Here is a 23,813-nt window from a genome sequence, read left to right as displayed (position 1 = left end):
ATTACGCGTTTTCTTCCCTTTCATGTTCCGCTTCTGCCTGTTCAAGAAGTGAACGCCTGTTTTCCCTTGCGCCTGCAATGCTTGCATCAAGTTCGAACCCGATGAGCAACATCATGGAATTATAATAGATCCAGACCAGCACCACGATCACCGATCCGATGGAGCCGTAGAGTTTATTGTATTTGCCGAAGTTGTTGATGTACCATGCAAACAATATTGAAGTGACAATAATGAGTGAAGTTGCGAGCCAGACACCGGGACTGAAAAAATTTCCGTGTAGTTTTTTCGCCGGCGCAACGCGATAGTAAACCGCGATCGTGAACATGAAAAGAATTCCTATCACCAGCCATCGTCCTGCAAAAATTATGTAATGCTGCGTGGAATGATACTGCAGTGTTCGCTTGAGTAATAATTCGGAACCGATGATCAATCCGATAGCAACAATGAGAATGATCGTCAGGAAAAAAACAAGTCCGAGTGCAATGAGTTGTTGTTTCCATGCCGGACGCACTTCCCGGATGTGAATACTTTTATTGAAAGCGCCCATCATGGAAGTGAATCCGTTCGTGGAAAAATAGAGCGCTGCAATGAATCCTATTGACAAAAGCCCGGAATGCTGGTGATGAAGAATTTCATAAACCGTATCCTGCACAGTGAGAAAAGCATTGTTCGGCATGATCTCCCTGATCGTTTCGAATAAAGCGTCCTGGAAATGTTTGATGGGAATGTAGGGCAGGAGTGTGAAAAGAAAAATGATGGCAGGGAAAATTGCAATGAAATAATTGTAAGCCATGGAAGATGCACGGGAACGTAATCCGCCGCGATTCAATCCTCTTCCGAAAAAAACGGAAACTTCATAAAGTGTGTGTCCTTCAAATGCGGGAGGTTTTACTCTCTTCGAAAATGCACTCAGCGCTCTCGATGGTGGCAACCCCCGAAGGAAACGGAAAATTCGCTTGAACATTTTTCAGGAATGAATGATTCTGTAAAAGTGAGAAAAAAATCACGCCATTAATCATTTGCCATTAGTCATTGGGAAATTATTTAAACACAAGTCCTACTGACTCCTTACCAATGACTATTTCGCTTTCAGACTCAGATCAAGACTTTTCACACTATGCGTAATGCTTCCCACAGAAATAAAATCAACTCCTGTTTCTGCATACGCTTTTATGTTTTCGGAAGTGATCCCGCCGGAAGCTTCTGTTTCAAAACGGCCGTCGATTTTCTTCACTGCTTTTTTCAATTCGACAGGAGAAAAATTATCGAGCATGATGCGCTGAATATTTCCGCATGACAAAACTTCATCGAGTTCTTTCCTATTGCGCACTTCGATTTCAATGGACAGTTGCATTTTATTCGCAGCGAGATATTCATTGGCAGCACTAATAGTTTTTTTTATTCCGCCGCAAAAATCCACATGATTGTCCTTGATCAGGATCATGTCGTACAAACCAAAACGGTGATTACTTCCACCGCCTATCCTCACCGCCCATTTTTCAAAGTATCGAAAACCGGGAGTGGTCTTGCGCGTGTCAATGAGTTTTGCCTTTGTTCCTTTTATCAATTGCACAAGATTCCATGTTGCAGTTGCAATTCCACTCATTCGTTGCATACAATTCAGGACAAGCCGCTCTGCTTTGAGAATACTGCGCGATGATCCTTTTACTTCGAAAGCGACCGCTCCTTTTTTTACGATCGTTCCGTCTTTGATCTTCACCTCAAAAATAATTTCGGGATCAACCTGGTGAAAAATAAATTCCGCGAGTTCAATTCCTGCGAGAACACCATTATCTTTTATTTTCAGGACAGCGCTGCTGATCGCGTTGGCAGGAACTGTTGCAAGCGAAGTATGATCGCCCGAACGCACGTCCTCGAACAGGGATAAACTGATAAATTCTTTTAGGAGGGAAAGATCCGCTTCATCCGGATCGTAGCCGGTGGTATTATTCATCACTGTTCTCTATGCGGAATTGCGAAACGGTGGTAGAACCGGCGGGGCCTTTCAGAAGGTAATGAACGCGGTAAGTTCCATTTGCAGTTTTCAATGTACCAATAGCAAACTGGCTTTCATTATTGGCAGTACTCTTGTGAACGATGGTAAATTCCTGCACCGGATGTTTGGCAAAAAAATCTTTAAGGATAAGTTCTGCCTGTGCGCGACTGTAAATATTTTCCTGTTCAAGAACTTTCAGGTCCACGTTGTCGGCGAAATATTTCGAAAGATCTTCTGCATTTCCCGAACGAATGGCTTGCGCAACATCATCAACGATATCCACAATAGAATTCAGTTTCACCGAACGCATCAGGTCCACGCTCATCGTCGCATTATCAGCTGCCGCCGCAAACGGAAAACTGAAAATCAAAAAGGCCAGCACGGTTTTCATAGCAATGGTTATTTACTGGTAAATGTGCAACTATCGAGCCAAAATATCGGGTATTTTAGCGGAAGAATTCCGGATAAAATCAGCAATGAAGATAGTCTTTCTTTTTATGGGCAGGACCAGCGATAAGTGGATTAAAGAAGGATTGTCTGTTTATCTCGGCCGGCTGAAACATTATGCCAGTCTCGAAGTCATTGAAATTCCGGAACTGAAAAAAAAAGGCGGACGGAGCAGGGAAGAAGAAATGAAAAAAGAAGCAGAACTTATCCTGGAAAAAATTCTCCCCGGCGACCGGCTTTTTCTGCTCGATGAGAAGGGAGATGAATTAACTTCAACAGAATTGTCGGAGTGGATCGGCAAACAGCAACTCAGCGGAATGAAACGGCTCGTGCTTGCTATAGGAGGCCCATTCGGTTTTCATGAAATGGCCCGTAAAAAATCGTCGGGATCCATTTCGCTTTCACCGCTCACCTTCACTCACCAGATGGTGCGCGTAATTCTCGCTGAACAATTTTACCGCGCTTTCACGATCCTCAAGGGAGAAAAATATCATCACAACTAATCATGTTTGAAGTAGAAAGTTTATCCTACATGAAACGCATTTACCCTTTCGAATGGGTGATGGTGGCGATCTATTTTCTCCTGATACTGCTCTATTCTTTTTACAGGCAGGTTTTAAACATCAAAAAATTTCCGGAATACAGGTATTACACGCGCGCTGTTGTTGTGAAAATATTCAGTTCCGTTATTTTCTGCTGCATCTACATTTATTATTACCATGGTGGCGATACGGTTTCCTATTTCGAAACTGCAAGATCGATGGTCAATCTCGGAATGACGAATCCCGGAAATCTTTTTCATGTAGTAACACATGCTCCGTCTCCTGAGAGTTATTCTCTCTTTTCAGGTGCGACCGGGTACCCGTGGCCGTACATGTATTATGATACGCAGACATTTTTCGTGACCAAATTGCTCATTCCCATTCTTTACATTTCTTTCCGGAGTTATCTCCTGTCGAGTGTGGTGCTTTCCTGGTTTTCTTTTTTCGGCGCGTGGAAATTGTTTCGCCTCCTGATCACGATCTACCCGGGAATGGAAAAACGAATTGCATTCAGTATGCTTTTCGTTCCTTCCGTTCTCTTCTGGGGATCCGGAATCCTCAAGGACACGATCACACTTTCTGCAGTATGCTGGTTCATCTATTCTTTTTATAGGTCGGCGATCGGGAAGAAAAAAAGAATTGCAAACACGATCATTTTTATTCTCTCAGCTTATGTTCTGCTGTCGGTGAAACCCTACGTGCTCATTGCATTACTTCCCGGAACTTTCGTTTGGTTCTTTCACGCGAGGATCATCAATTTCCGTTCGAAAATTTTCCGCTATGCTTCCATTCCCATGATTTATGTGATCTCATTTCTCATCGGATACATTGTGCTTACTATACTCGGAAGCAGTCTCGGAAAATTTTCTGTCGAAAAAATGCTGAAGACAGCTTCCATCACGCAGCATGATCTGAAACAGGATTATTATCAGGGAAGTTCATTCGATATTGGTGATTTTGATCCGACGATCTCCGGGGTAATGTCAAAAGTGCCGGCCGCTATGAATGTGGGATTATTCCGCCCGTTCCTTTGGGAAGCGAGGAATGTAGTGATGATCATTTCCGGGCTGGAGAATTTCGTTTACCTGCTTTTCGGTTTGGTCCTCGGCTGGAGAATGCTCACGCGCACACGGAAATTTTTCGGAACAATATTCAATCAGCCACTTCTTCTTTTTCTTCTCTCGTATTCACTGATCTTTTCTTCGCTCGTGGGATTGTCAACTTCCAACTTCGGCGCACTCGTTCGTTTTAAAATTCCATTCCTCTCGTTCTTCGTATTGCTTCTTCTCATTCTCGATAAACTGATGAAGGAAAGATCAACGCAGCTCAGTTCACTTCCGGGTATAAAGGCCCTTGATCGTATCACCGGTTCCGGTGTTGTTTAAAATTCCGTTGACCGTTTTTTTAAGAACGCGGAGAAAAAATTTTTCTTCGATCTGTTTGCGGAGATCTTCATCTTTCGGAATATTATTTTCATCACCTTGTTTCGATGCCGCAAAGCGCTGAACACTGACGCCGCTCGTGCGCAGGAATATTTTTTCAAGACCGGAATGAAGCAGCAGATCATGAATGGTGAATGGCGTATAATAGGTGAGATGTTCAGGGTAACCGATCACGGTCCATTTTCCTTTCAGCCATTTGCGGGAACAGGAATTGAAATTCGGAGTCGTGAAATAAAAAACTCCGTCATCACGGAGCAATTCGCGGATAAATTTCACATCGTCTTTTCCATCCTGAATATGTTCCAGTACTTCGAACGAAGTGATGATATCGAATTTTTTTCCGGATTCCATTGCCGTGATCTTGCCGTTGAAAATTTTAATTCCTTTTTCACGGCAAACATCGCACGCTACCGGATCGTATTCTGTTCCGGAAACATTCCATCCTTTTTTTTTCGCCACCTCAAGGAAATGTCCGTCACCGCAACCTACATCGAGAATATTATTCGTCTTCCTGTACTTCTCAAAAATTCCAAGTAATTCTTCATAGCGTTTCACCGTGATCGGCGAAATGGGAATGCCGCGATTGTACTGTTTGTAATGTACAATCAGTTCTTCGTGATCCGGTTTTTGCGCGGTGAATACGAGATCGCAGGAAGAACAGCGGTGAAGAAAGGCATGCGCGTACGTTTTTCCCAATGGGAATATTTTTTCTGAACCACAGTGAATGCATGCGTGAATCGGCGACGACATCAGATCTCTTTTTTCAGATGTTGTTCCCATTTCCACGAACTGCTCACCATTTCGTTCAGATCAGTTGCTGCATTCCATCCGAGCAGACTTTTTGCTTTTGCACAATCGGAATAGATCGCAACCACATCTCCTGCACGGCGCGCGCCCATTTGCACATTCGGGCGAATGCCTGTTGCTTTTTCAAATGCATCGATCGCTTCCATCACGGTCACACCATCGCCGGTTCCAAGATTCATCACGTCGAATGGTTTTGTTTGTTTTCCGTTGAGTAGATAATTCATCGCGAACACATGCGCTTGCGCAATGTCGCACACGTGCACGTAATCGCGTATGCACGTCCCGTCGCGCGTGGGATAATCATTTCCGAAAACAGTCATCTCTTTTAATTTTCCTATTGCAGTTTGCGTGATTACCGGAAATAAATTATTCGGGCGATTGCGTGGCAATTCTCCGTTCAGCCCTGTGGGATGAGCACCAACCGGATTGAAATAACGAAGCGCAACCGAGCTCATTCCTTTCATGGAGGCAGAAAAATCATTCATCATTTGTTCTCCCATGATCTTCGTGGAGGCATAAGGGCTTTCCGGTTTCGAAAGCGGCGTTTCTTCATTCACCGGCAGTTTGCTGATATTTCCGTACACCGAACAGGAAGAAGAAAAAATAAAACAGGAAATATTTTCATCGCGGCAAACCGAAAGAAGATTGTATAGCGAAAGAATATTATTCCGGTAATACAATAATGGATCAGCTACCGATTCCGGAACAGATTTAAAAGCAGCGAAATGAATGATGCCGTCAATATTTTTTTCCGTGTTGAAAATTGCGCGCAGATTTTTTTCATCGCAGAGATCGCAATTGTAATAACGCGGTTTTTTCCCGGTGATCTCTTCTATGCGGTCGTAAGTTTTTTCCGATGAATTGGAATAATTGTCAATGGAAATCACTTCGGTTTCCTCCGAAGTCATCAGCCCGATGATCGTATGCGAGCCAATATAACCTGCTCCTCCGGTAACTATTATTTTTTTCTTCGTACTCATTTATTTTTTCCGTAGATCGTATGATATATTTTTTGCGCAATGGAATAGGAACGATATTCTTCTGCGATCTTCCTGATACGGCTCACACGTTCCTTTTCGTTTTCTTTCAGGATAGTGTTGATCACAGCGATCGCTTTTTTGTATTCATTTTCATTCATTGATTCCAATACGGCGCCTGCATTCGCCGATTCTACAATTTCATCATCGACTGAAACTCCTTTGCAGATTACCAAAGGTAATCCCATTGCCCAATATTCCCCGTTCTTGATGGGCGAACATGCACGACGCGATGCAGTAGGGATGATGGGGCAAAATCCAAAATCACCAAGCCCTATATGATCAGGCATTTCGTTATGCGGAACAAATTTCACTGTGATAATATCCGGCGGAATGCCAGCTTCTTTTGCGTGCGCAAGGATCATTTCCCTGTCCTGCGGAGTGAGAACGAGTATTCTCAATTCATCTTTCCAGTGATTATAACAGGCGCGGAAAAATTCAAAGGATTCTTTATCATAATAAAGTCCGCCGAATTTTCCGGCGTAAACCAGAACAGTTTTTCCTTCGAAGCCGAACTGTTTCAGTAAAAGTTTATTTTTTCTTTTTGAATCGGAAAAAAGTTTCGTGTCAACGCATGCCGGTTTCACATGAGCGACTTCACGTTTCATCCCGTAATTTTTTTCTGCCCAGGATCGCATAGCCGGAGAATTTGCAATGAGAATATCGGCATCATTCGCAAGATTCGTTTCCCATTTTTTGAGAACGGCATAAGCCGGCCCGTTTTTTTTCCACGTTCCTGTTTCCACCATCGGATCGGCATGTGGTTCGAAACTATCGGCAATGAGCGGAAGTTTGGTCCGCATTTTCAGTTTCCAGCCGATTCCGCCCGCAGGTGCGCACCACGTATGCAGGTGTGTGATCTTATTTTCGTGGATGAAATTTTCCAGGATATTCAGTTTGTTTTTCCATCCGAAATATCCTTTCAGTCCAGGCGCGCTGTAAGAAAGCGGCAAATGAAAAATGCGTTCATCTATCTTCCGGAATTTTCCATCATCGGGAGAACGTTTTTCAAGCGTGACAAGAAAAATGTTTTCTTTTTCAGTGAGTTCATTGCGGATGAGGCGCACGTACGGAAGCGTGTAGGCCTGCACAAGCGCATCGGAAAAAGGCCACCAGGTTATGACGAGAATATTTCTCAAAATATTTTTTTCAGAAGTTTGAAAAAAGATAATGGCCGCGTGAACACGGCAAGAAACATAAAACGTAAAGCGCGCCGTTTGTTTCCGCCATTCACCCACCAGCTTCCTGCAAGTACAAGATATAAATTTGAAAAACATTTCCGCCTGAAGGAAGTCGATGTGAAGAGATTTTCCATTCTTGTTTTGTTGTAAACCGCAATGTGATCTTTTTCCATCACGGAAATATTCCGGCTCATTCCACCGGCATGCTTCCGGTAAAGTGAAAGAACTTCCGGGAGGTGAATGCCTTCATACTTCGCAGCGAGTTGAATACTGAAGTCCTGGTCAGCGGCGGTCGATAAGGTTTCGTCGAACTGAATTCCTTTATCAGAAATATTTTTCCGGAAGACGAGATTGCTGCAGGAATTAGGAATGACATCGCTTTCCCAGAGGAGGAGTTCGTTCAGCAGGTCCTTGTTTTTTCCGTGAAGAATCATTTCATTTTCATTTTTATCATTGCTGATAATGCGCACATCACTGAAAGCAAAATCTGCTTCCGGATGAGTTTCCAGCGTTTTAACTTTCCGCGAAATATTTTCGGGCAACATCACATCATCGGCGTCGAGCAGAGCAATGAATTTTCCGGAAGCATTTTTTATCCCGTAATTTCTTGCGGCACTCACACCTTTATTTTTCTGATGAAAATATTTTAAGCGGCTATCGTTTATTTTTTTCACCACGTTTGCCGAATCATCCGTCGAGCCGTCATCGACAACGATCAGTTCCAGTTCTGAAAAATGTTGTTGTAGTACAGATCGGATCGTTTCCCCGATGAATGCAGCGGAATTATAGAGCGGGATGACCACCGACACGGCCGGAGCTTTCATTCTGCAGATCCTTTCCGGTAAAGTGCGAGATGATCGCGCCACATGCGTTCTATAGAAAATTTATGCCAGGCAGTTTCTCCTGCAGCTTCTCCAATTTTTTTCCGTTCATCCGGACTCATCCGCAATATTTTTTTCAGCGTTTCCGAAATTTTTTCCGCCGACACTTCACCTATGAGCATCCCGTTTTTGCCATTTTCGATCACGTCAGCTGCAGCGCCTGTCGTAGCGGAAACTACCGGCACCCGGTTTGCCATTGCTTCTGCAATTACAAAACCAAATGGTTCCATAGTCGCCGCGTGAAGAAAAACATCCATGATCCTGAAGAAGGAAGGCATGTCTTCGTGTTCGATCCATCCGGTAACGATAATATTTTCTACCAATTTTTTCTTCCGGATGAGTTCAATTATTTCTTCCCGCTGCGGGCCATTTCCGGCAAGAAGGAATTTTGCATTTGGAAATTCTTTCACAACGATCTCTGCCGCATTCACGATCGCACGATAACCTTTCCATTCTACAAAGCGCGCAACCGATCCGATCACAGTATCTTTTTCGGAAAGGTTGAATTGTTTCCTGAGTTTTTTTTCTGCACGTTCATTTATTAAAGAAAGTTCATTGACCGGAATTCCATGGGGGATCAATGAAATTTTTTTCAGGTCTGCTCCTTCTTTTTCCCCGATGAATTTTTTACTCTCCTGAGAAAGTGCAATGATGTGTGTGGCGTTGTTATTATTGAGCCGGTCATATTTGACACCTTTCTTCGCAAAATACCAATGAAAACCGGTATCTCCTTTCGTGATCACGCGCATAGGCACGCGTGCAAGACGTGCGGCGGTGAGTGCAGGAAGCGAATCGTCGAAAAGATGCGTGTGCACAACAGCTGGTTTTAATTTTGAAAAAAAATTTTTGAGTTTTGGAGTAACAGAGAGCAGTGAAGAAATTCTTCTGGTGTGATCAAATTTTATCCAGTGCGCCTCATGTCCGAGCGCTTTCATCTCCGCGATCATTTCCGGTTCTTCGTGGTAAAGATTTACAAAAGTGAAACGGAATTCCGGATCATCAACCGCGAGCTTTGCGATCCAGCTGAAATAAGGAGCGCTGCTGCAATTGGCCAGCACCCATACAATGTGTTTTTTTTCAGCAGGCATGCGCGGTTTCCATTGGTAAAAAGATCATTCTGAATTCTCGGAAAGGTCATTCAACTGTTCCATCGTATCGATCGCGGTCCACCTGGACGGATAAATATTGGAGGAAAATAATTTTTGCTTTGCGATCAATTCATTCCACAATTCGTAAAAATTATCGGTCGGTTTAGTTTCGCTATTCACTTTAGCCGGGTTGAGGATCTGAATCCCGGAACAATACACATCACTCTTTTCGGTGCGCGAAAGTTTCGTAACACGATTGGAGGAATGAAAAATAAAATCGCCATCAAGTCCTTGCACAGGTTTCACGGGAACAACGAGACATGCAGGAGCGCCGAATGAAAAATAATCTTTCGAGAGAAGCGAAATATCGAGATCCACGATATTGTCGCAAGTGAGAACAAGCACCGGTTCATTGAGATCTTTCATCAGCGTATTGTAGATCCACCACGCATTGCCATGTCCCTCGGTATTGAAAACAGAATTCACGCCCAATTCTGAAACGTGCTCCGCCACTTCATTTCCTTTATAACCGACCGTGATGTGGATGTTGGGAATATTATTCCGTAAAAAATTTATTCCTTTTGAAATAAGCGTTACGCCATTCAGTTTTACCAATGGTTTCGGAACGGTTCCGGTGAGCGGCATCATGCGCATGCCCCTGCCCGCAGCCATGATGAGCGCGTGACGTATTTTTTTTTCTTCCATCACTGTACCAGTATATTTTCTGGTTCTTTTACGAGCATTTTCAATTCTTCTTCCGAAAAACGCGGGGCAGTTAAAGTGGAAAGTATTTCAGTGACCGGTTGCGCTGAAATTTTATTGGGTGTGAAAAGATAATGCGTGATGCCGCCGAAAACTTTTTTCTCCGAATAACGAAGTTCCGTTTCCCCGAGGAGAAATTCATCTTCACGCTCGCCCGGGCGCGGCGCAATTTTTTCCCACGGAACATTTGAATTAGCTGCAAAAATTTTCAACACGTCTTCGATCTGCAGCGCTTTCATGTCACGGATCAGAACGCCTCCTTTTACTTCATTTATATTTTCATGAGCGAGAATAACAAGGTCCGCCGCTTCTTCAACAGTAAGAAGATATCTTCGCATGTGCGAGCCGGTTGTTTCAATTTTTTTATTCATCGCCGCCATTTTTTTCCAGATCGGGAAAACAGATCCGCTCGACCAGGCGATGTTCCCGAAGCGCACACAGGCGAAATGCGTTTTTGTTTTTGCATCGAGCGCGCAAAAAGTTCTTTCCATGAGCGCCTTCGTAAGCGCATACGTATTTGAAACCGGTGGCGCCGCTTTATCGGTGGAAATTCCGATCACCGTTTTACATTGGTGTTCGATCGCCATGCGTGCAATATTTTCGGAACCGATCACGTTGATATCGATCGCTTCGAACGGTTCTTTTTCGGAGATATCCACGAATTTTGTTGCAGCCGCGTGGATCACGTGATGAGGTTGGAAGGAATAAAAAATATCTTTCACCGATTCAATGCGCGCTACATCCATCGGCACGGCTTTACATCCCGTCTGCATTTGCGCGAATGAATTCTGTGAATTATTTCTTCCGCAAATAAGCACCTCGAATTTATTTTTCAGTTTCACCGCGAGCGCGCGCCCGAGAAAACCTGTACCTCCTGTGATCAGCATTCGTTCCATACGTATTCAGTTCTTTTTTTTGATCGTTGAAGAATAGCCCTTGTGTATGTATGCGCCCGTGAGCGCGTCCGCAGTACGGAACATAAATTTATCAATGAAAGTCCAATTAGCAGGCATGCAACCGATGAAAAAGCGTATAGGAGAGCGGAAAAAATAGATTAAATTAAAAGCAAATCTCCTCCTGGCAGTATAATGAAGTTCATGCCCTTCGCTTCTTCCCATGTTCACGGCATGAGCAGAGATCTCACCGAAGCGTTTTTTTCGTTCCATCCAGTTTTTCATTTCTATCCGGTCTTCTTCATTATGAAAAATGCAAAGTTCCGAATTGATGTACATGCGGATGTTGTTGTTGCGCAAACGTTCGATAAGATCAATATCTGTTCCTTCGTGCAAATGCCGTTCGTCGTATCCGCCACAAAGAAAAAAATCTTTTTTATCGATAGAAAGAAAATAACTCGCCACTTCTCCCGATTCAAAAACACAATTTTCTTTCCATTTATTTTCTTTCATTAATTCTTTCATCGATGTGAATCCTGAGCGGATAAGAAATTTTCCGAAGAAATTCTTCCTGAGTTTTTCTACGAGTGCAGGCGGATATTCCCAGCTCACGTTGGCAGCGGTTGAAGCATGATCGCGGTGAAACTCCAGGATGAACTTTATGCTTTCGGGTGTGCAGAGTATGTCATCATCCATGAAGAGAAGAGTTTTTCCCTTGGAGAGTGACGCGCCGAAATTCCGCGAAGAGAAAACACTGTTGCGGTTGCCGGGATTTTTTTCTACGCAGATATTTTTCTTCTGCAAATGAGAGGGAAGAGTAATCGAAGAAGTTTCCGAATTGTCAATAATAAAAATCTCACAATGGACAGCATTGGTAGAACTGATCAAAGTTTCGAGCGACTGAAAAAGAATTTTCTGCCTGTCTTTGGTAGGAAGAATGATGCTCAACTGCAACGCCGGATCATCGGGTGCAGGCGAAGGATTCGGGGGAATAGAGGGATCCTTTTCGATGGAACGAATTTACGAAAGAAAGGCGGGTTGGGGGGGTGAGGATTATTTGTTCGGCTTGTTCTTTTGCGGTTCAACTTCGTGTCCTTGCGCCTTAGTGACAAAAAACTTTCTTGCCACCAAGGCACGAAGAAGCATCCATTCACACTATTTTTCTCAAAACCTCATACAGCCCCTCATACAACGGGTTATTCCTCTTCGATATCCTGTAATTAAGCAGGCGGAAAAATTTCCAGCACTTCCAGTAAAATTTTCCATGATTACGAATGATAAAATCTTTTTCATTCACAAACATCTTCTGCATTTTATCTTCCATCACCGATCCGCCCATGTGATGAACGACTTTTGTTCCGGGATCATAAAAAATATTTTTTCCTCTTTTACGGAACGCATAACACCATTCTACATCTTCTTCATACATGAAATAAGTTTCCGGAAGTTTTTTATTTGAGAAGATATCCAGTTCTTTTTTCCGGAACATAAAAAAAGTTCCCCACACGGAATCCACGGAACGCGGGGATAGATGATCGAACCATACACCGAGAAAATATTTTCCGCGTGATGCGCGCCAAAAGCAACGGATCAATCTTGTCGCGAGCAGGAATTCACGGAACAGAGAAGGGAAACGCTGGCACTGGTGCTGGATCTCTCCATTGGGAAAAATGAGCATGCACGTGAGTACGGCCGTTTGTTCCTCCTCGTTTAATTTTTTGTAACAATAACTGATCGAATCTTCTTTCAGTTCCGTATCGCTGTTGAGTAAAAGAATAATTTCTCCATTGGCTTTTGCAATGCCGATATTATTTCCTGATGCAAAACCGGAATTTTTTTCGGAATGTAAATAAATAACGCCGGGAAATTCTTTGAGAAATTCACCTTCTTTTTTTTCAGTCGATCCATTGTCCACAAGAATGATCTCGAAAGAAATTTCTTTGGTAAAACGGATCACGGATGCGATGCACGCGCGCGTGAGTGTGTACGTGTTGTAGTTGACGATAATGACCGATACCTTAGGCGAGGACATCTTTTAATGATCAGGATAAATGGCGAATGAGAATTTCTTCCAGCTTTTTTGCCTGCAACGCTGCTTCGAATTCTTTCGCGCGGGAAACAGAAAGCGAAGTATCTTGCTGCGAACCGATGTAATTTCCGATTTCATTGGCAATATCATCTGTATTCCACGATGAAATTATTTTTCCTGTTCCGGGAGTGCAGAATTCGGAAGCACCGCCCGAATCAAGAGCAATGATTGGTTTGCCGAGAAATGCAGCTTCGGTCATTACGAGTGGAAAAGGATCAGAATGCGAACTCAGGAAAAAAAGATCGGCGAGATCGAGAATCGAATAATAATCGGAAGGAGAAGGATGAGCGAGCGTTACATTTTTCATTCCGGAAGCGATCTTTTCCCAATAGAGATTGAACCCCGTGTTCTTCGAAGCGCCCAGCCAGAGGAAATGAAATTTTTTCGCGCGGAGTTTTTCTGCAACGCGAATAAAAATATCGAATCCCTTTATTTCTGATCGCTGCCCGCTCATGATAACGATCTTGTTCCCGGCGGGAATATTGTTTTCGGAGAGAAAACGTTTCCCGGTTTCTTTCTTCACTTTCACGGAAGAAAGATCAACGCATTCATAAAGTAATTCTGCTTTTCTTCCGGTTAATTTTTCTATGACACCACACACCACTTTCGCACAACCGATATTGAAAAGACTTTTGGTTGCCTGCATTTCCAGGTCGTGATCGAAAATAAGATTGAACTGCGATTGCAATTCGTGAAAATGAAGTACAAATGGAATCTTATGCTTGGTGGCAATGGATGCCACTTCAGGCATGACGATCGTATTCAGGTACCACGCATGCGGTCGGAAAGTGCGATGCACTTCCATTACTTTTTTTTCCAGATTGGTAATGCCGGTAATTTTCCTGCGGATATAATTTTCCGTTCTTGCCGCCAGCGAAGTTTCGTGAAGAGAAATAATATCGAAATCATTTTTTTTATCGGAAGCAAGTTCCCCGTCGCGCAGTGAAATGAGCTGCACATCAAAAAGTGTTTTGTCGAGATTCCGCAGAACAGCATACAGCATCATCTCCGATCCGGTTCTCCCGGAATACGGCGTGAAAAAAAGAATGCGTTTTTTTTCACTTGATTTATTTTCAGTGCGGCTCATTTTTTTTCTGCAAGGCAATAAATTCCTGTGATCATTTGTCCGCTTTTGAATTCTACGGGAATTTTATCGCGACGGATCAATTTTTTGAGAAATGGCCAGAGGAGACGAAGCGCCCATTGCCGTTTACTTAGTTTTTCATCACTGTAATATACCCAATTGGCAAATAGCTGCACGAGACTTGCATTCCATCCGCCGAGCGCTTTCATTTTCAAAACGGAAAATCCGGCTTCATCCACTATTCTACCCAATGAAAACGGCGTGTAACGGAATTCGTCATAAGGAACTTCGTGCAGCATCCAGAAGAACGGAACGGTGATGAAAATTTTTCCGCCGGCTGAGAGTACACGATCTGCTTCCTTTAAAAGTTCAATTGGTGCAGGAGAATGTTCAAGCACTTCTGTGAGAATGACGGTGTGAACACTTCCATCAGCAAGAGGAATTTTTTTTCCATCCCAGGTGAGATCCGGTTTGTTATTGTAAGAGCGATGATCTTCGAGATCGAGCCCGGTATATTTTTTTAGAGAAGGATTGGAAAGAAAAAGTTTTTTGTAAGGAGAATAACCGCAACCGATGTCGAGCAAGTCGCCATGCATTTCAGCAAGATCATTCTTCAGCGCGTTATAGATCGCATTACGCACGAGGTAAAGGTGAATATGGCCTTTATCGAGTGGTACATTGATGAATTCTTCTTCGGTGTTCATGTTGTTTTTCTGAATGCGATCACTATGCTGTGGCCTTTTATTTTTTTCTTTCCTGCGCGGATAAATTTTCCGTAGATGGGTGTGGCAATTTTTTTTCCGATCGCGCTCCTGAAGACAGGGCTTTTTTTCTCCAGGTGTGCAAGTTGAACCATCTCGTAATAATTCAATTGTTCCCCGATGGGCTGTATCTCTGATGAAATCTTTTCGAGCGGAAATAATTTCTGAAGAAATCCGAGCGAATGTTCATTCCAGAGTCCGGCGTGGTGAGGAGGAAGATTGAGCGTATGCATCATATCATGTTCGTACAGGTAGGGATGATTGTTGGGAACAGCAATGATGAGTGTTCCTTTTTTTTTAAGAAAGGAAAGTAGTTGTTCGAGAAAAGAAAGTGGTTCCCAGATGTGTTCAAGCACCTGGAAACACGTAATGACATCGAATGAATTTTTATGTTTAGCCGGTAAAGTTCCGATATCACTCACGATGAAAGTATTTTCATGCATGGCATTCGCCGCCGCAATGGCTTTGGAATTGGTGTCGATGCCGATTGCCGTGATCTTTTTTTTAGAAAGCAGTTGATGTATGAATGCACCTCCGCCGCAACCTACATCGAGAAGATGATCGCCCTCGCTGATGAATTTCAGCGCACTTTCATTCTCCCATTTCCATTGCGGATAATAACCTTCCTGTTTTTCCAGTTCGGCGTAAAAATTTTCATCCCCGAAAAATGAAAAAGGAAAATAAAATTTATAACCGGAGTCAACACATTCGTAAATGGAAACAAGCGGATCATTTCTGAAAAAACGGGAAACGTCAACACCTAATTCTTTTTTGTAAAGCGAAATGACTTCCTCAGCAGGGAATTGTGCGACGAGCGTGCTCGGTTTTCCGGTAAGAGGGGAGAGGACGTTGCTCATTTTTCTTTCAGGATGAAATGAACATTTCCGTTGTTGAATTGGCGTATGCGCGCAGAAATATTTTCTTTGGAAAAATAATCGTGAACGGCGCGCCGGCATCCATCCCACAGGTAATAATCGTCAATAAGGATCAATCCGTTTTCAGCAACGAGCGGGTAAAGAAATTTCAGGCAATCCATGGTGGAATCGTACCAGTCTCCATCGAGGCGAAGAATTCTGAGCGGTTCTTTTGTTTTGAAATGCGGCAAAGTATCTGAAAAAAATCCGGGAATGGTTTTAAAATTTTTTGCTCCTGATAATTTCATGGCTTCTATCGCTTCTTTCTCATTCGCTTTGCAATTGTCGAAATAGAAAGGAGAAGATTTATCGGCCTGCCATGCTTTTGCTTTTTCACCGTCAATATCTTTTGCCGGAGGAAGTCCTTCAAAACTATCGAACAGAAAATAGTCACGCTCATTCCCGAGCAGCATCGCCATTGCCGCAGTCATTCCGCCTTTCCACACGCCGCATTCGGCGACCGCACCTTTTTCTTTTCCGTATTGTTCGGCAAGAAAAAGATTATCCATGAATTCCTGCTCAGGCACCATCGTATGTGCGCGCACGGTTTCGTAGATGCGCGTGAAGCGTTTCTTCCTCGAGGAATCTTCGAAATAACGGATCACACCTTTGACCATTTTGCGTTGTGTATGATGATGTTTCCGTAATCAGTGTAAGCAGAAAATTCAGTTCCGTTGTCAGTTACGGTAAGCGAACAGATATCTTCTATCCAATCGGTGTGTCCTCCTCCGGGAAAATAAATTGCTGCGAGCAATGAATAATGATTCGGCGCGATGAGACTCGCGGGAATCTCCACGCTTACATTCACAACCGGGTTGCTATTGTAAAATTCTTCGAGTGGTTTGATGAGCGAGCAAACGCGGAATTTTAATTTGTCGAGCAATGCAAAACAGATCCACGCACCTCTTTGAAATTTATCAATGGAAAGAACAGCAGAAATAGTGATCGCTTCATTGTGCATGAATTCTCCTGTGGCTTTTTCATTTTTCATCGTTTGCACTTTCCTGAAAAACATTCCTTCCGGTTTGCTCCCGCTGAATTCATAAACACCGGAATTCATTCCGCTATCAAGATAAGCGCGCGATACGTCGGCAGTTTTTCCTGACGTTTTTATCATTCCCGATTCGATAAGAATAGCCGATTTGCAGAGTTGATTTACGGCACCGATGTTATGGCTCACAAAAAGAAGTGTTCTGCCGCTGCGACTGATATCTTCCATTTTCCCTATGCAACGTTTCTGAAATTCATTATCGCCAACGGCGAGCACTTCATCGATGATGAGAATTTCCGGTTCGAGAAATGCAGCAACTGCAAAAGCAAGCCGTAATTGCATTCCGCTGCTGTAATGTTTCAGCGGCGTGTCGAGAAATTTTTCTGTTCCCGAAAATGCAATGATCTCGTCGAATTTTGCAGCGATCTCTGCACGTTTCATCCCGAGAATGGAACCATTGAGAAAAACATTTTCTCTGCCGGTAAGTTCAGGATGAAATCCTGTTCCCACTTCGAGTAAACTTGCAACGCGCCCGCGCACGACGATCTTTCCGGAAGTAGGCGGTGTGATCCTCGAAAGAATTTTAAGCAAAGTAGATTTTCCTGCGCCGTTTTTTCCGATGATGCCGATGGAGTCGCCTTCCATGACATCGAAAGAAATATTTTTCAGCGCCCAGAAAGTTTCTTTAGAACTGCTGCCCCCGGAAAATACAGATGCGATCGAATCGCGCAGGCTCATGTACGGCTGCCGCTCATGCAGGATCCTGAATGATTTTGAAACATTTTTTATTTCAAGGATAGGCGTCATGCAAGGTCGGCGAAATAAGATTCTGTTTTACGGAAATACCAGAACGCAGCAATGAGAATAAAAAGGGAAGAGGAGATGCTGATAAGAAGCATTGTGGTGTCGGGCATCATTCCATTGAAAGAAGAACGGAAAAGTTCAATGGCGCTGGTCATGGGATTGCAGGACAAAAGAATTTTCAACCAGTAATGACCATCGGCGAAACGTAATGGATAGATAACAGGTGTCATGAAAAAAAGTATCTGGATCATGAACGTGATGATGTAGCGGAAGTCGCGGTACTTCACATTCAGCGCAGCGAGTAAAGTTCCCATTCCGAAAGTAGAGATGACGGTGAGAAGAATGGCAGAAGGAATTCCAATGACAGCAGTGTTGAGATGAAACGGAAAATGATACCAGGCAAGCATCACGATCAACAATGGAATTCCGATCATGAAATCGAAAAGTGCGCCGAGAACCGAAGAAAGAGGGATGATGAGGCGCGGAAAATAAATTTTACGGATGATGTGTGCATTCGTCACCATGCTATTGCCTGCATTGGTGACACCGGAAGAAAAAATATTCCAGAGCAGCAATCCGCAGAAAGCAGAAAGCGGGTAGGGGAGGTACGTTTTCCCTTCCATCAGTTTTCCGAATGATAAAGTAACAACGAGCATCATGAGCAGCGGTTGCAAAAGTGTCCATGCAAAACCGATGACCGTTTGTTTGTAACGGACTTTGATATCTCTCCACGTAAAAAAATAAATGAGTTCCCTGAAATGACTCATTTCTTCCAGTCCGGGACTGAATTTTTTTTCGGGCAATATTTCGTATTCCATTTTACTCATTCCAGAAAGAAAGATCGAGACCGGTCATCTGCGAGAGCCGGTCATTGTAAGGTTTAAAATATTCAATGAGAATTTTTCGTGTTTCCTCATCCATTTCGGGGTAATTTCTGCTGGTGCGATTCACATTGCGGAGCATTTCTCCAACACCATACGCCGTCTGGTCTGACATGACTCCCCTCGCCATTTTTTTCAGCGGATTTTCATTGCGTAAAAGTTTTTTCAGGATGCGCGCATACGTGTGCGAAGAAACTTTTTTTGTTTCGTTATAGCGAATGTTCACACCGGGCATGAAAGAATCATCGACGCCGAGCATCGAAAAACATTTTTTGCAAAGTACCGACGGATCATTTTTGAATTCATCGAAAAGCATGTACACTAAATTTTCTTTCGGGAAAATGGAATAAATATTCCGGAGATGATCGGTGTAACGGCTCATTCCTACGAGCAATGCATATCTCCAATCCTTTTCATTTTTTTCCGGCTCGCGGACAAGATCAGCGAGAAGAGAAAATGGTTCACGAACAGATCCGGCATTCCGCTCCATGAGGTATGCAGAGTAAGTACGCTCGACCGGGTGGCGGAGAATAAAAACGAGTTTTACTTGGGGATTGTGCCGGTAAAGGCGCTCGAGTCCGCCCATGTTGCTATAGAGCAGCGCATTTTTTGCGACGAAAAGTTTATCTGTTTCAGGCCTGATAAAATATTTCCGCGTTGCTTTATTGAAACCGCGTGCATATTCATGCGGGTCGGTGAAATAACTGAATTCCTTCTGCGGGTGCGTTTGCAGTTGAGGATGTTCTCCGAGATAATGTTTGAGCGAAGTAGTCCCTGCTTTTTGGGCGCCAACGATCATGAGCTCGATCCTGCCAGTGTTTGATACCTTTGCCGGGGCCATATACGTTACCAAGTTAACAACAATTTCAGAACGAAAATGGATTTAATATTCGCGACGCACAACGACGGAAAAATAAAAGAGATCCGTTCGCTTCTTTCAGGAAAAGCGCGCGTTTTTTCACTCGGCGAATTGAATCTGAATGAAGAAATTGATGAACCGTTCCTTACGCTTGAGGAAAATGCAATGCACAAGGCGAAAGAAATTTTCCGGCGCACCGGCAAAGCATGTTTCGCCGATGATACCGGGCTTGAGGTTCATTCACTCGGAGGCAAACCGGGAGTGCTTTCGGCGCGTTATGCGGGCGAAGCAAAAGATCCTGTCACCAATATGGAAAAATTACTTTTGGAAATGAAAAACAGCAAAGACCGTTCTGCAAGATTCAGGACCATTATAGCTTTTACCGATGGAAAAAAGGAAATGATCTTCGAGGGAATTGTGAATGGCAAAATTTCAAAAGAAAAAAAAGGAAATAAAGGTTTTGGCTACGATCCTGTTTTTATTCCGGAAAATGAAACGCGCACATTTGCTGAGATGGAACCGGAAGAAAAAAATAAATTCAGCCACAGGGCGAAAGCGGTACGAGATTTCATTTATTGGCTTCGGATAATTTTATGAAGGTGGTTACTGATTTATACGGAGAATACTGATTACGAATAGACAGATTTTACAGATGTGGACTTATTTGTACATCTGTTTACATCCGTAATTTGTATTCTCCGTAACACGTCCGTAATCCTCCCCTACACTTATACAGTTTTTAACAACACTTCTTGAAAACCCATTGGGAGGACGTCGCACTCCCGCATTCAAACTCCTATCTTTGCTTTGATTATGAAGATCCGTATTGGTATCATTTTCGGTGGTTTTTCAAAAGAGCGGGAGATCTCATTTGCAGGTGGAAGAACCGTCTTTGATAATCTCGACAAATCGCTTTTCGATGCTGTTCCTGTTTTTGTGGATAGTTTCGGAAATTTCATCCTGCTCAATTGGGAATTCATTTACAAAGGAAGCATCCGCGATTTTTATCCTCCTGTTGAAATGGTGCCGGATTCTCCCGGCGAATTCCAGGTCTATGCCGAAAGTTTGAATCCCGGTGAGAAAGTGATCGATGAAATGATAACGGTGCTCGGGGAAAAAATTCTTCCTTCTGAACTGAAAAATAATTTCGACCTCGCATTTCTCTGCCTTCACGGGCCTTTCGGGGAGGATGGCCGCATCCAGGGAATGTTTGAATATCTCGGCATTCCATATACCGGGAGTGGCGTTCTTCCTTCGGCAATCGGCATCAATAAAGTGATCCAGAAAAAACTGATGGTGAATGCCGGATTTAATTCTCCGCAGTTTTTTTCCGTTACGAAAAATGAATGGACCAAGGATCCTCATTCTTGTTTTGCACGTGCTGAAAAAGAGATCGGCTTTCCTTTAGTGGTGAAAGCTGCGAACCAGGGTTCATCCATCGGGGTGAGTATTCTCAGGGAAAAAAATCAAGAGTCGTTTGCCAATGCGGTGGAAAGAAGTTTTTTTGAGAGACACCTCGCTGCTGCTGAATGGAAAACTTTCTCAACACAGGAAAAAAATGATTACGTGCGCGTGCTTGCCGATATACGCGAAGGCATAGGCATGCCCGTGCAGATGCGCACGAGTGGAAATTCTGAAATTATTCACCACCCTGATGTTCTTCTCGAAAGGATTGAAAAATATTTTGAAAAAAATGATAATGTAATCCACCTGGTTTCGCTGGATGGTGAATCGGAAGTGCTGATCGAAGGATTCATCACCGGGAAAGAATTTTCCTGTATCGTGGTGGAAGATGAGAATGGAAAACCGGTTGCTCTTCCACCCACAGAGATCCGTAAGGGCAAAGAACTTTTTGATTACCGTTCAAAATATCTTCCGGGGCTTTCACGCAAGATCACGCCGATAGAATTACCCGATGAACAGATCGAAGAGATCCGGAAAGAATGCGAGCGTCTTTTTTCATCACTGGATTTCGATGTGTATGCGCGCATCGATGGATTCATTTCACCGGAAGGAAAAATTTTCCTTAATGATCCGAACACCACTTCGGGAATGATGCCGTCTTCTTTTTTCTTTCACCAGGCCGCTGAGATCGGGTTGGATCCTTCCCGGTTTCTCACGTATATCATTCACACTTCTCTCCGCTGCCGGATGAAGCAGGAAAAGAATTCGGGACACGCTGAAGAAATGCTGAAGCAATTGAATGAGGCGATCGACCGTTCGAAAGAAAAGCAGGAAAGAAAAATAAAAACGGCTGTTCTCCTCGGTGGCTATTCATCCGAGCGCCATATTTCAGTCGAGAGCGGAAGGAATGTGTATGAAAAACTTTCCTCTTCCACCAAGTATGCTCCGCTCCCGGTTTTTCTTTCCGGCGATAATAACGATCATGAACTTTATACTATTCCCGTAAATGTTTTGCTGAAGGATAATGCCGACGACATCAGGGAAAAAATTATGAGTTGGAAAGTTCACCCGGTTGTGAAAAATATTATCCGCCGTTGCGAATGGATCACAAAAAAATTCTCTTCACCCGGTGCGCTTGCTGCTCCTAAGAAAATTTCTTACGAAGAACTTGCCGCAATGGCCGATGTGGTTTTCATTGCGCTGCACGGCCGTCCCGGTGAAGATGGCGCTGTGCAGGAAAAACTTGATGCGCTTGGAATTCCATACAACGGTTCCGGGAAAAGCAGTTCAGAGATCACGATCGATAAATTCCGGACGAATGAGATCCTGATGCAGAATGGATTTCTCGCAGCCGCGCACCTGCTCGTAGGCGAGAAAGAATGGAATGAAAATAAAAACGAAGTTCTCCGCCGTATCGATGAGAAAATAAAATGGCCCTTCATTGCAAAACCTGTCGATGATGGATGCAGCAGCGCAGTGAGAAGGATCAGGAACAAAGAAGAACTGGCGGCCTTTGCAGAATTGATCTTCCGCAAAACAGAGGAATTCGATGCGTCAAAAGCAGAATTGCTCAGGGTAAAACCCAAAGAAGAATTTCCGCGGAAAAAAGTTTTTCTCGTTGAAGAACTCATCAGTAAAAAAGATGCCGCACATTTTCTCGAGGTCACCGGCGGACTGATCACGAAGTATGACGATAAAGGTGAACTGGAGTATGAAGTGTTCGAAGCTTCCGAAGCTTTATCAGAAGGAGAAGTGCTTTCGCTCGAAGAAAAATTTCTTGCCGGGCAGGGACAGAACATCACGCCCGCACGTTATGATCACGATCCTGTGAAACGCAGAAAAATTTCGGATAATGTTAAGGCAACTCTCGGGGCAGCCGCGCGTCTGTTGCATGTACAGGGTTACGCGCGCATTGATGCGTTCGTACGCGTGTACGCCGATGGAAAATCGGAAATAATTTTTGTGGAGGTGAATTCTCTCCCGGGAATGACACCCGCCACGTGCATCTTTCACCAGGCCGCGATCCAGCGTTACAAACCGTATGATTTCATTGACAGAATTCTCGACTTCGCATTCGCCCGCAAGCAACGGCAGGTCAAAAAAACTGCCTGATCCCATGTTTAAAAATATTTTCACTTTCCTCAAAAGCCGCACGTTCCTTATCAATATCGGGATTGCGATCGTCGCATTGCCATTGGTGATCTGGTGCATTTTTCTGTGGCTCGCATCGTACACGCATCACAACGACACGATCACTGTTCCTGATTTTAGAAATTTAAAGATCCGCCAGCTCGATGATTTTGTTGCCGATAAAAATATTTCCTACGAGATCATCGATTCCATTTACGATCCGAAACAAGAAAAAGGAACCGTCATCAAACAGGATCCTGATCCTGGCGACAAAGTGAAGCAGGGAAGAAAAATTTATCTCTACGTTACTTCCAGTCAGCCACCGAAAATTGCAATGCCCGATCTGGATGGAACAAAAAGCAATAAGCCAATGTCGGACCGGCAAGCGGTTCGCGTTTGCGAGAGTTACGGATTACGCACGAGCATCACCATGGTCGATGATGAAAGACAGGATCTCGTGGTGAGTATGCTATACGATAAAAAACATATTGCACCCGGAACGATGATCGAAAAAGGATCACTCATCACGTTGAATGTCGGAAAAGGTTCTGCCAACAGCAGCTCCGGTTTTGCAGTTCCTCAACTTGTGGGAATGACGTTTCGTGCAGCGCGCGGAAAAATGACAGACCTCGGTGTGGAATGGGTGCTCATTCCTGATCCCGGTGTGAAGGATACGCTGAATGCGATCATCTACAACCAGGATCCTCCTGCAGGAAGAGATAAAAGAATGTTGCAGGGATCGACGATTGATCTTCGTGTTTCAGGAGACAAATTGCAGATCAGCAGCGGCGATACAACCAAAGTGAAAAGACCGTAAATT

At 43.8% G+C, this 23,813-nt stretch carries 24 protein-coding genes; 5 read left to right on the top strand and 19 right to left on the bottom strand.

Annotated features, from left to right (window positions below; genetic code table 11):
• Position 1: 1 nt before the first annotated feature.
• The 3 genes from HY064_11510 to HY064_11500 all read right to left on the bottom strand — a co-directional run bounded on the left by HY064_11510 (position 2) and on the right by HY064_11500 (position 2,387).
• Positions 2–964, bottom strand: a complete 963-nt coding sequence (locus HY064_11510; protein MBI3511283.1) for a YihY/virulence factor BrkB family protein — start codon at positions 962–964, stop codon at positions 2–4.
• Between the two features lie 114 nt (positions 965–1,078).
• Positions 1,079–1,954, bottom strand: a complete 876-nt coding sequence (nadC, locus tag HY064_11505) for a carboxylating nicotinate-nucleotide diphosphorylase (protein ID MBI3511282.1) — start codon at positions 1,952–1,954, stop codon at positions 1,079–1,081.
• Positions 1,947–2,387: a DUF4783 domain-containing protein gene (locus HY064_11500; protein ID MBI3511281.1), complete on the bottom strand. Its 441-nt coding sequence runs from the start codon at positions 2,385–2,387 to the stop codon at positions 1,947–1,949. Before HY064_11500 ends, nadC begins: the two co-directional genes overlap by 8 nt.
• An 85-nt stretch (positions 2,388–2,472) precedes the next feature.
• On the opposite strand from HY064_11500, the gene HY064_11495 reads away from it, so the two are divergent.
• The gene (locus tag HY064_11495; GenBank protein ID MBI3511280.1) at positions 2,473–2,946 is read left to right on the top strand and encodes a 23S rRNA (pseudouridine(1915)-N(3))-methyltransferase RlmH; all 474 of its coding nucleotides are present in this window, start codon (positions 2,473–2,475) and stop codon (positions 2,944–2,946) included.
• A 29-nt stretch (positions 2,947–2,975) separates the two neighbouring features.
• On the top strand, positions 2,976–4,370 hold the full coding sequence (locus tag HY064_11490) for a hypothetical protein (GenBank protein MBI3511279.1): 1,395 nt from the start codon (positions 2,976–2,978) through the stop codon (positions 4,368–4,370).
• Here HY064_11490 and HY064_11485 read toward each other — a convergent pair.
• The 16 genes from HY064_11485 to HY064_11410 form a co-directional block, all read right to left on the bottom strand.
• A complete protein-coding gene (locus HY064_11485; GenBank protein ID MBI3511278.1) occupies positions 4,317–5,207 on the bottom strand; it encodes a class I SAM-dependent methyltransferase in 891 nt (296 codons plus the stop codon). The two genes, HY064_11490 and HY064_11485, sit on opposite strands and share 54 nt — an antisense overlap.
• Positions 5,177–6,214: a UDP-glucose 4-epimerase GalE gene (gene galE, locus HY064_11480; GenBank protein ID MBI3511277.1), complete on the bottom strand. Its 1,038-nt coding sequence runs from the start codon at positions 6,212–6,214 to the stop codon at positions 5,177–5,179. Before galE ends, HY064_11485 begins: the two co-directional genes overlap by 31 nt.
• Complete coding sequence (locus HY064_11475; GenBank protein MBI3511276.1) at positions 6,211–7,410, bottom strand: glycosyltransferase; 1,200 nt, start codon at positions 7,408–7,410, stop codon at positions 6,211–6,213. The genes galE and HY064_11475 overlap by 4 nt, the downstream gene beginning before the upstream one ends.
• The gene (locus HY064_11470; protein MBI3511275.1) at positions 7,407–8,276 is read right to left on the bottom strand and encodes a glycosyltransferase; all 870 of its coding nucleotides are present in this window, start codon (positions 8,274–8,276) and stop codon (positions 7,407–7,409) included. Before HY064_11470 ends, HY064_11475 begins: the two co-directional genes overlap by 4 nt.
• Positions 8,273–9,421, bottom strand: coding sequence for a glycosyltransferase family 4 protein (locus HY064_11465; protein ID MBI3511274.1), 1,149 nt, complete (start codon positions 9,419–9,421; stop codon positions 8,273–8,275). The genes HY064_11470 and HY064_11465 overlap by 4 nt, the downstream gene beginning before the upstream one ends.
• A 24-nt stretch (positions 9,422–9,445) precedes the next feature.
• A complete protein-coding gene (locus HY064_11460; protein ID MBI3511273.1) occupies positions 9,446–10,093 on the bottom strand; it encodes an NTP transferase domain-containing protein in 648 nt (215 codons plus the stop codon).
• A 32-nt stretch (positions 10,094–10,125) separates the two neighbouring features.
• Positions 10,126–11,079, bottom strand: a complete 954-nt coding sequence (locus HY064_11455) for a polysaccharide biosynthesis protein (protein ID MBI3511272.1) — start codon at positions 11,077–11,079, stop codon at positions 10,126–10,128.
• A gap of 6 nt (positions 11,080–11,085) precedes the next feature.
• Positions 11,086–12,024 (bottom strand): glycosyltransferase, encoded by a 939-nt coding sequence (locus HY064_11450; GenBank protein ID MBI3511271.1) that lies wholly within the window; start codon positions 12,022–12,024, stop codon positions 11,086–11,088.
• A gap of 202 nt (positions 12,025–12,226) precedes the next feature.
• The gene (locus tag HY064_11445) at positions 12,227–13,108 is read right to left on the bottom strand and encodes a glycosyltransferase family 2 protein (GenBank protein MBI3511270.1); all 882 of its coding nucleotides are present in this window, start codon (positions 13,106–13,108) and stop codon (positions 12,227–12,229) included.
• 10 nt (positions 13,109–13,118) lie between these two features.
• On the bottom strand, positions 13,119–14,252 hold the full coding sequence (locus HY064_11440) for a glycosyltransferase family 4 protein (protein MBI3511269.1): 1,134 nt from the start codon (positions 14,250–14,252) through the stop codon (positions 13,119–13,121).
• Positions 14,249–14,953, bottom strand: a complete 705-nt coding sequence (locus HY064_11435; protein ID MBI3511268.1) for a class I SAM-dependent methyltransferase — start codon at positions 14,951–14,953, stop codon at positions 14,249–14,251. Before HY064_11435 ends, HY064_11440 begins: the two co-directional genes overlap by 4 nt.
• Positions 14,950–15,867 (bottom strand): class I SAM-dependent methyltransferase, encoded by a 918-nt coding sequence (locus tag HY064_11430; GenBank protein ID MBI3511267.1) that lies wholly within the window; start codon positions 15,865–15,867, stop codon positions 14,950–14,952. The genes HY064_11435 and HY064_11430 overlap by 4 nt, the downstream gene beginning before the upstream one ends.
• Entirely contained in the window at positions 15,864–16,541 is a 678-nt protein-coding gene (locus HY064_11425) for a class I SAM-dependent methyltransferase (GenBank protein ID MBI3511266.1), read from the bottom strand. The genes HY064_11430 and HY064_11425 overlap by 4 nt, the downstream gene beginning before the upstream one ends.
• Entirely contained in the window at positions 16,526–17,722 is a 1,197-nt protein-coding gene (locus HY064_11420) for an ATP-binding cassette domain-containing protein (GenBank protein MBI3511265.1), read from the bottom strand. The genes HY064_11425 and HY064_11420 overlap by 16 nt, the downstream gene beginning before the upstream one ends.
• Positions 17,719–18,537: an ABC transporter permease gene (locus HY064_11415; protein MBI3511264.1), complete on the bottom strand. Its 819-nt coding sequence runs from the start codon at positions 18,535–18,537 to the stop codon at positions 17,719–17,721. Before HY064_11415 ends, HY064_11420 begins: the two co-directional genes overlap by 4 nt.
• Before the next feature lies 1 nt (position 18,538).
• Complete coding sequence (locus HY064_11410; protein ID MBI3511263.1) at positions 18,539–19,399, bottom strand: sulfotransferase; 861 nt, start codon at positions 19,397–19,399, stop codon at positions 18,539–18,541.
• A 78-nt stretch (positions 19,400–19,477) separates the two neighbouring features.
• Between HY064_11410 and rdgB the strand changes: the two genes are divergently transcribed.
• The 3 genes from rdgB (at position 19,478) to HY064_11395 (ending at position 23,810) form a co-directional block, all read left to right on the top strand.
• Positions 19,478–20,056, top strand: coding sequence for an RdgB/HAM1 family non-canonical purine NTP pyrophosphatase (gene rdgB, locus HY064_11405; GenBank protein MBI3511262.1), 579 nt, complete (start codon positions 19,478–19,480; stop codon positions 20,054–20,056).
• 222 nt (positions 20,057–20,278) lie between these two features.
• Positions 20,279–22,975: a D-alanine--D-alanine ligase gene (locus HY064_11400; GenBank protein ID MBI3511261.1), complete on the top strand. Its 2,697-nt coding sequence runs from the start codon at positions 20,279–20,281 to the stop codon at positions 22,973–22,975.
• Positions 22,976–22,979: 4 nt separating this feature from the next.
• Complete coding sequence (locus HY064_11395) at positions 22,980–23,810, top strand: PASTA domain-containing protein (protein ID MBI3511260.1); 831 nt, start codon at positions 22,980–22,982, stop codon at positions 23,808–23,810.
• The last annotated feature ends 3 nt before the right edge of the window (positions 23,811–23,813 follow it).

This window comes from Bacteroidota bacterium (assembly GCA_016194975.1).
GTDB lineage: Bacteria > Bacteroidota > Bacteroidia > Palsa-965 > Palsa-965.
Note: the sequence above shows the minus strand (reverse complement) of the source record. Positions and strands in the feature narration are given on the sequence as shown.

Bases quoted from the DNA above. Each gene is read 5' to 3' on its own strand.
- HY064_11510 (MBI3511283.1), bottom strand. From the start codon at position 964: ATGTTCAAGCGAATTTTCCGTTTCCTTCGGGGGTTGCCACCATCGAGA.
- nadC (MBI3511282.1), bottom strand. From the start codon at position 1,954: ATGAATAATACCACCGGCTACGATCCGGATGAAGCGGATCTTTCCCTC.
- HY064_11500 (MBI3511281.1), bottom strand. From the start codon at position 2,387: ATGAAAACCGTGCTGGCCTTTTTGATTTTCAGTTTTCCGTTTGCGGCG.
- HY064_11495 (MBI3511280.1), top strand. From the start codon at position 2,473: ATGAAGATAGTCTTTCTTTTTATGGGCAGGACCAGCGATAAGTGGATT.
- HY064_11490 (MBI3511279.1), top strand. From the start codon at position 2,976: ATGAAACGCATTTACCCTTTCGAATGGGTGATGGTGGCGATCTATTTT.
- HY064_11485 (MBI3511278.1), bottom strand. From the start codon at position 5,207: ATGGGAACAACATCTGAAAAAAGAGATCTGATGTCGTCGCCGATTCAC.
- galE (MBI3511277.1), bottom strand. From the start codon at position 6,214: ATGAGTACGAAGAAAAAAATAATAGTTACCGGAGGAGCAGGTTATATT.
- HY064_11470 (MBI3511275.1), bottom strand. From the start codon at position 8,276: ATGAAAGCTCCGGCCGTGTCGGTGGTCATCCCGCTCTATAATTCCGCT.
- HY064_11465 (MBI3511274.1), bottom strand. From the start codon at position 9,421: ATGCCTGCTGAAAAAAAACACATTGTATGGGTGCTGGCCAATTGCAGC.
- HY064_11460 (MBI3511273.1), bottom strand. From the start codon at position 10,093: ATGGCTGCGGGCAGGGGCATGCGCATGATGCCGCTCACCGGAACCGTT.
- HY064_11455 (MBI3511272.1), bottom strand. From the start codon at position 11,079: ATGGAACGAATGCTGATCACAGGAGGTACAGGTTTTCTCGGGCGCGCG.
- HY064_11445 (MBI3511270.1), bottom strand. From the start codon at position 13,108: ATGTCCTCGCCTAAGGTATCGGTCATTATCGTCAACTACAACACGTAC.
- HY064_11440 (MBI3511269.1), bottom strand. From the start codon at position 14,252: ATGAGCCGCACTGAAAATAAATCAAGTGAAAAAAAACGCATTCTTTTT.
- HY064_11435 (MBI3511268.1), bottom strand. From the start codon at position 14,953: ATGAACACCGAAGAAGAATTCATCAATGTACCACTCGATAAAGGCCAT.
- HY064_11430 (MBI3511267.1), bottom strand. From the start codon at position 15,867: ATGAGCAACGTCCTCTCCCCTCTTACCGGAAAACCGAGCACGCTCGTC.
- HY064_11425 (MBI3511266.1), bottom strand. From the start codon at position 16,541: ATGGTCAAAGGTGTGATCCGTTATTTCGAAGATTCCTCGAGGAAGAAA.
- HY064_11420 (MBI3511265.1), bottom strand. From the start codon at position 17,722: ATGACGCCTATCCTTGAAATAAAAAATGTTTCAAAATCATTCAGGATC.
- HY064_11415 (MBI3511264.1), bottom strand. From the start codon at position 18,537: ATGGAATACGAAATATTGCCCGAAAAAAAATTCAGTCCCGGACTGGAA.
- HY064_11410 (MBI3511263.1), bottom strand. From the start codon at position 19,399: ATGATCGTTGGCGCCCAAAAAGCAGGGACTACTTCGCTCAAACATTAT.
- rdgB (MBI3511262.1), top strand. From the start codon at position 19,478: ATGGATTTAATATTCGCGACGCACAACGACGGAAAAATAAAAGAGATC.
- HY064_11395 (MBI3511260.1), top strand. From the start codon at position 22,980: ATGTTTAAAAATATTTTCACTTTCCTCAAAAGCCGCACGTTCCTTATC.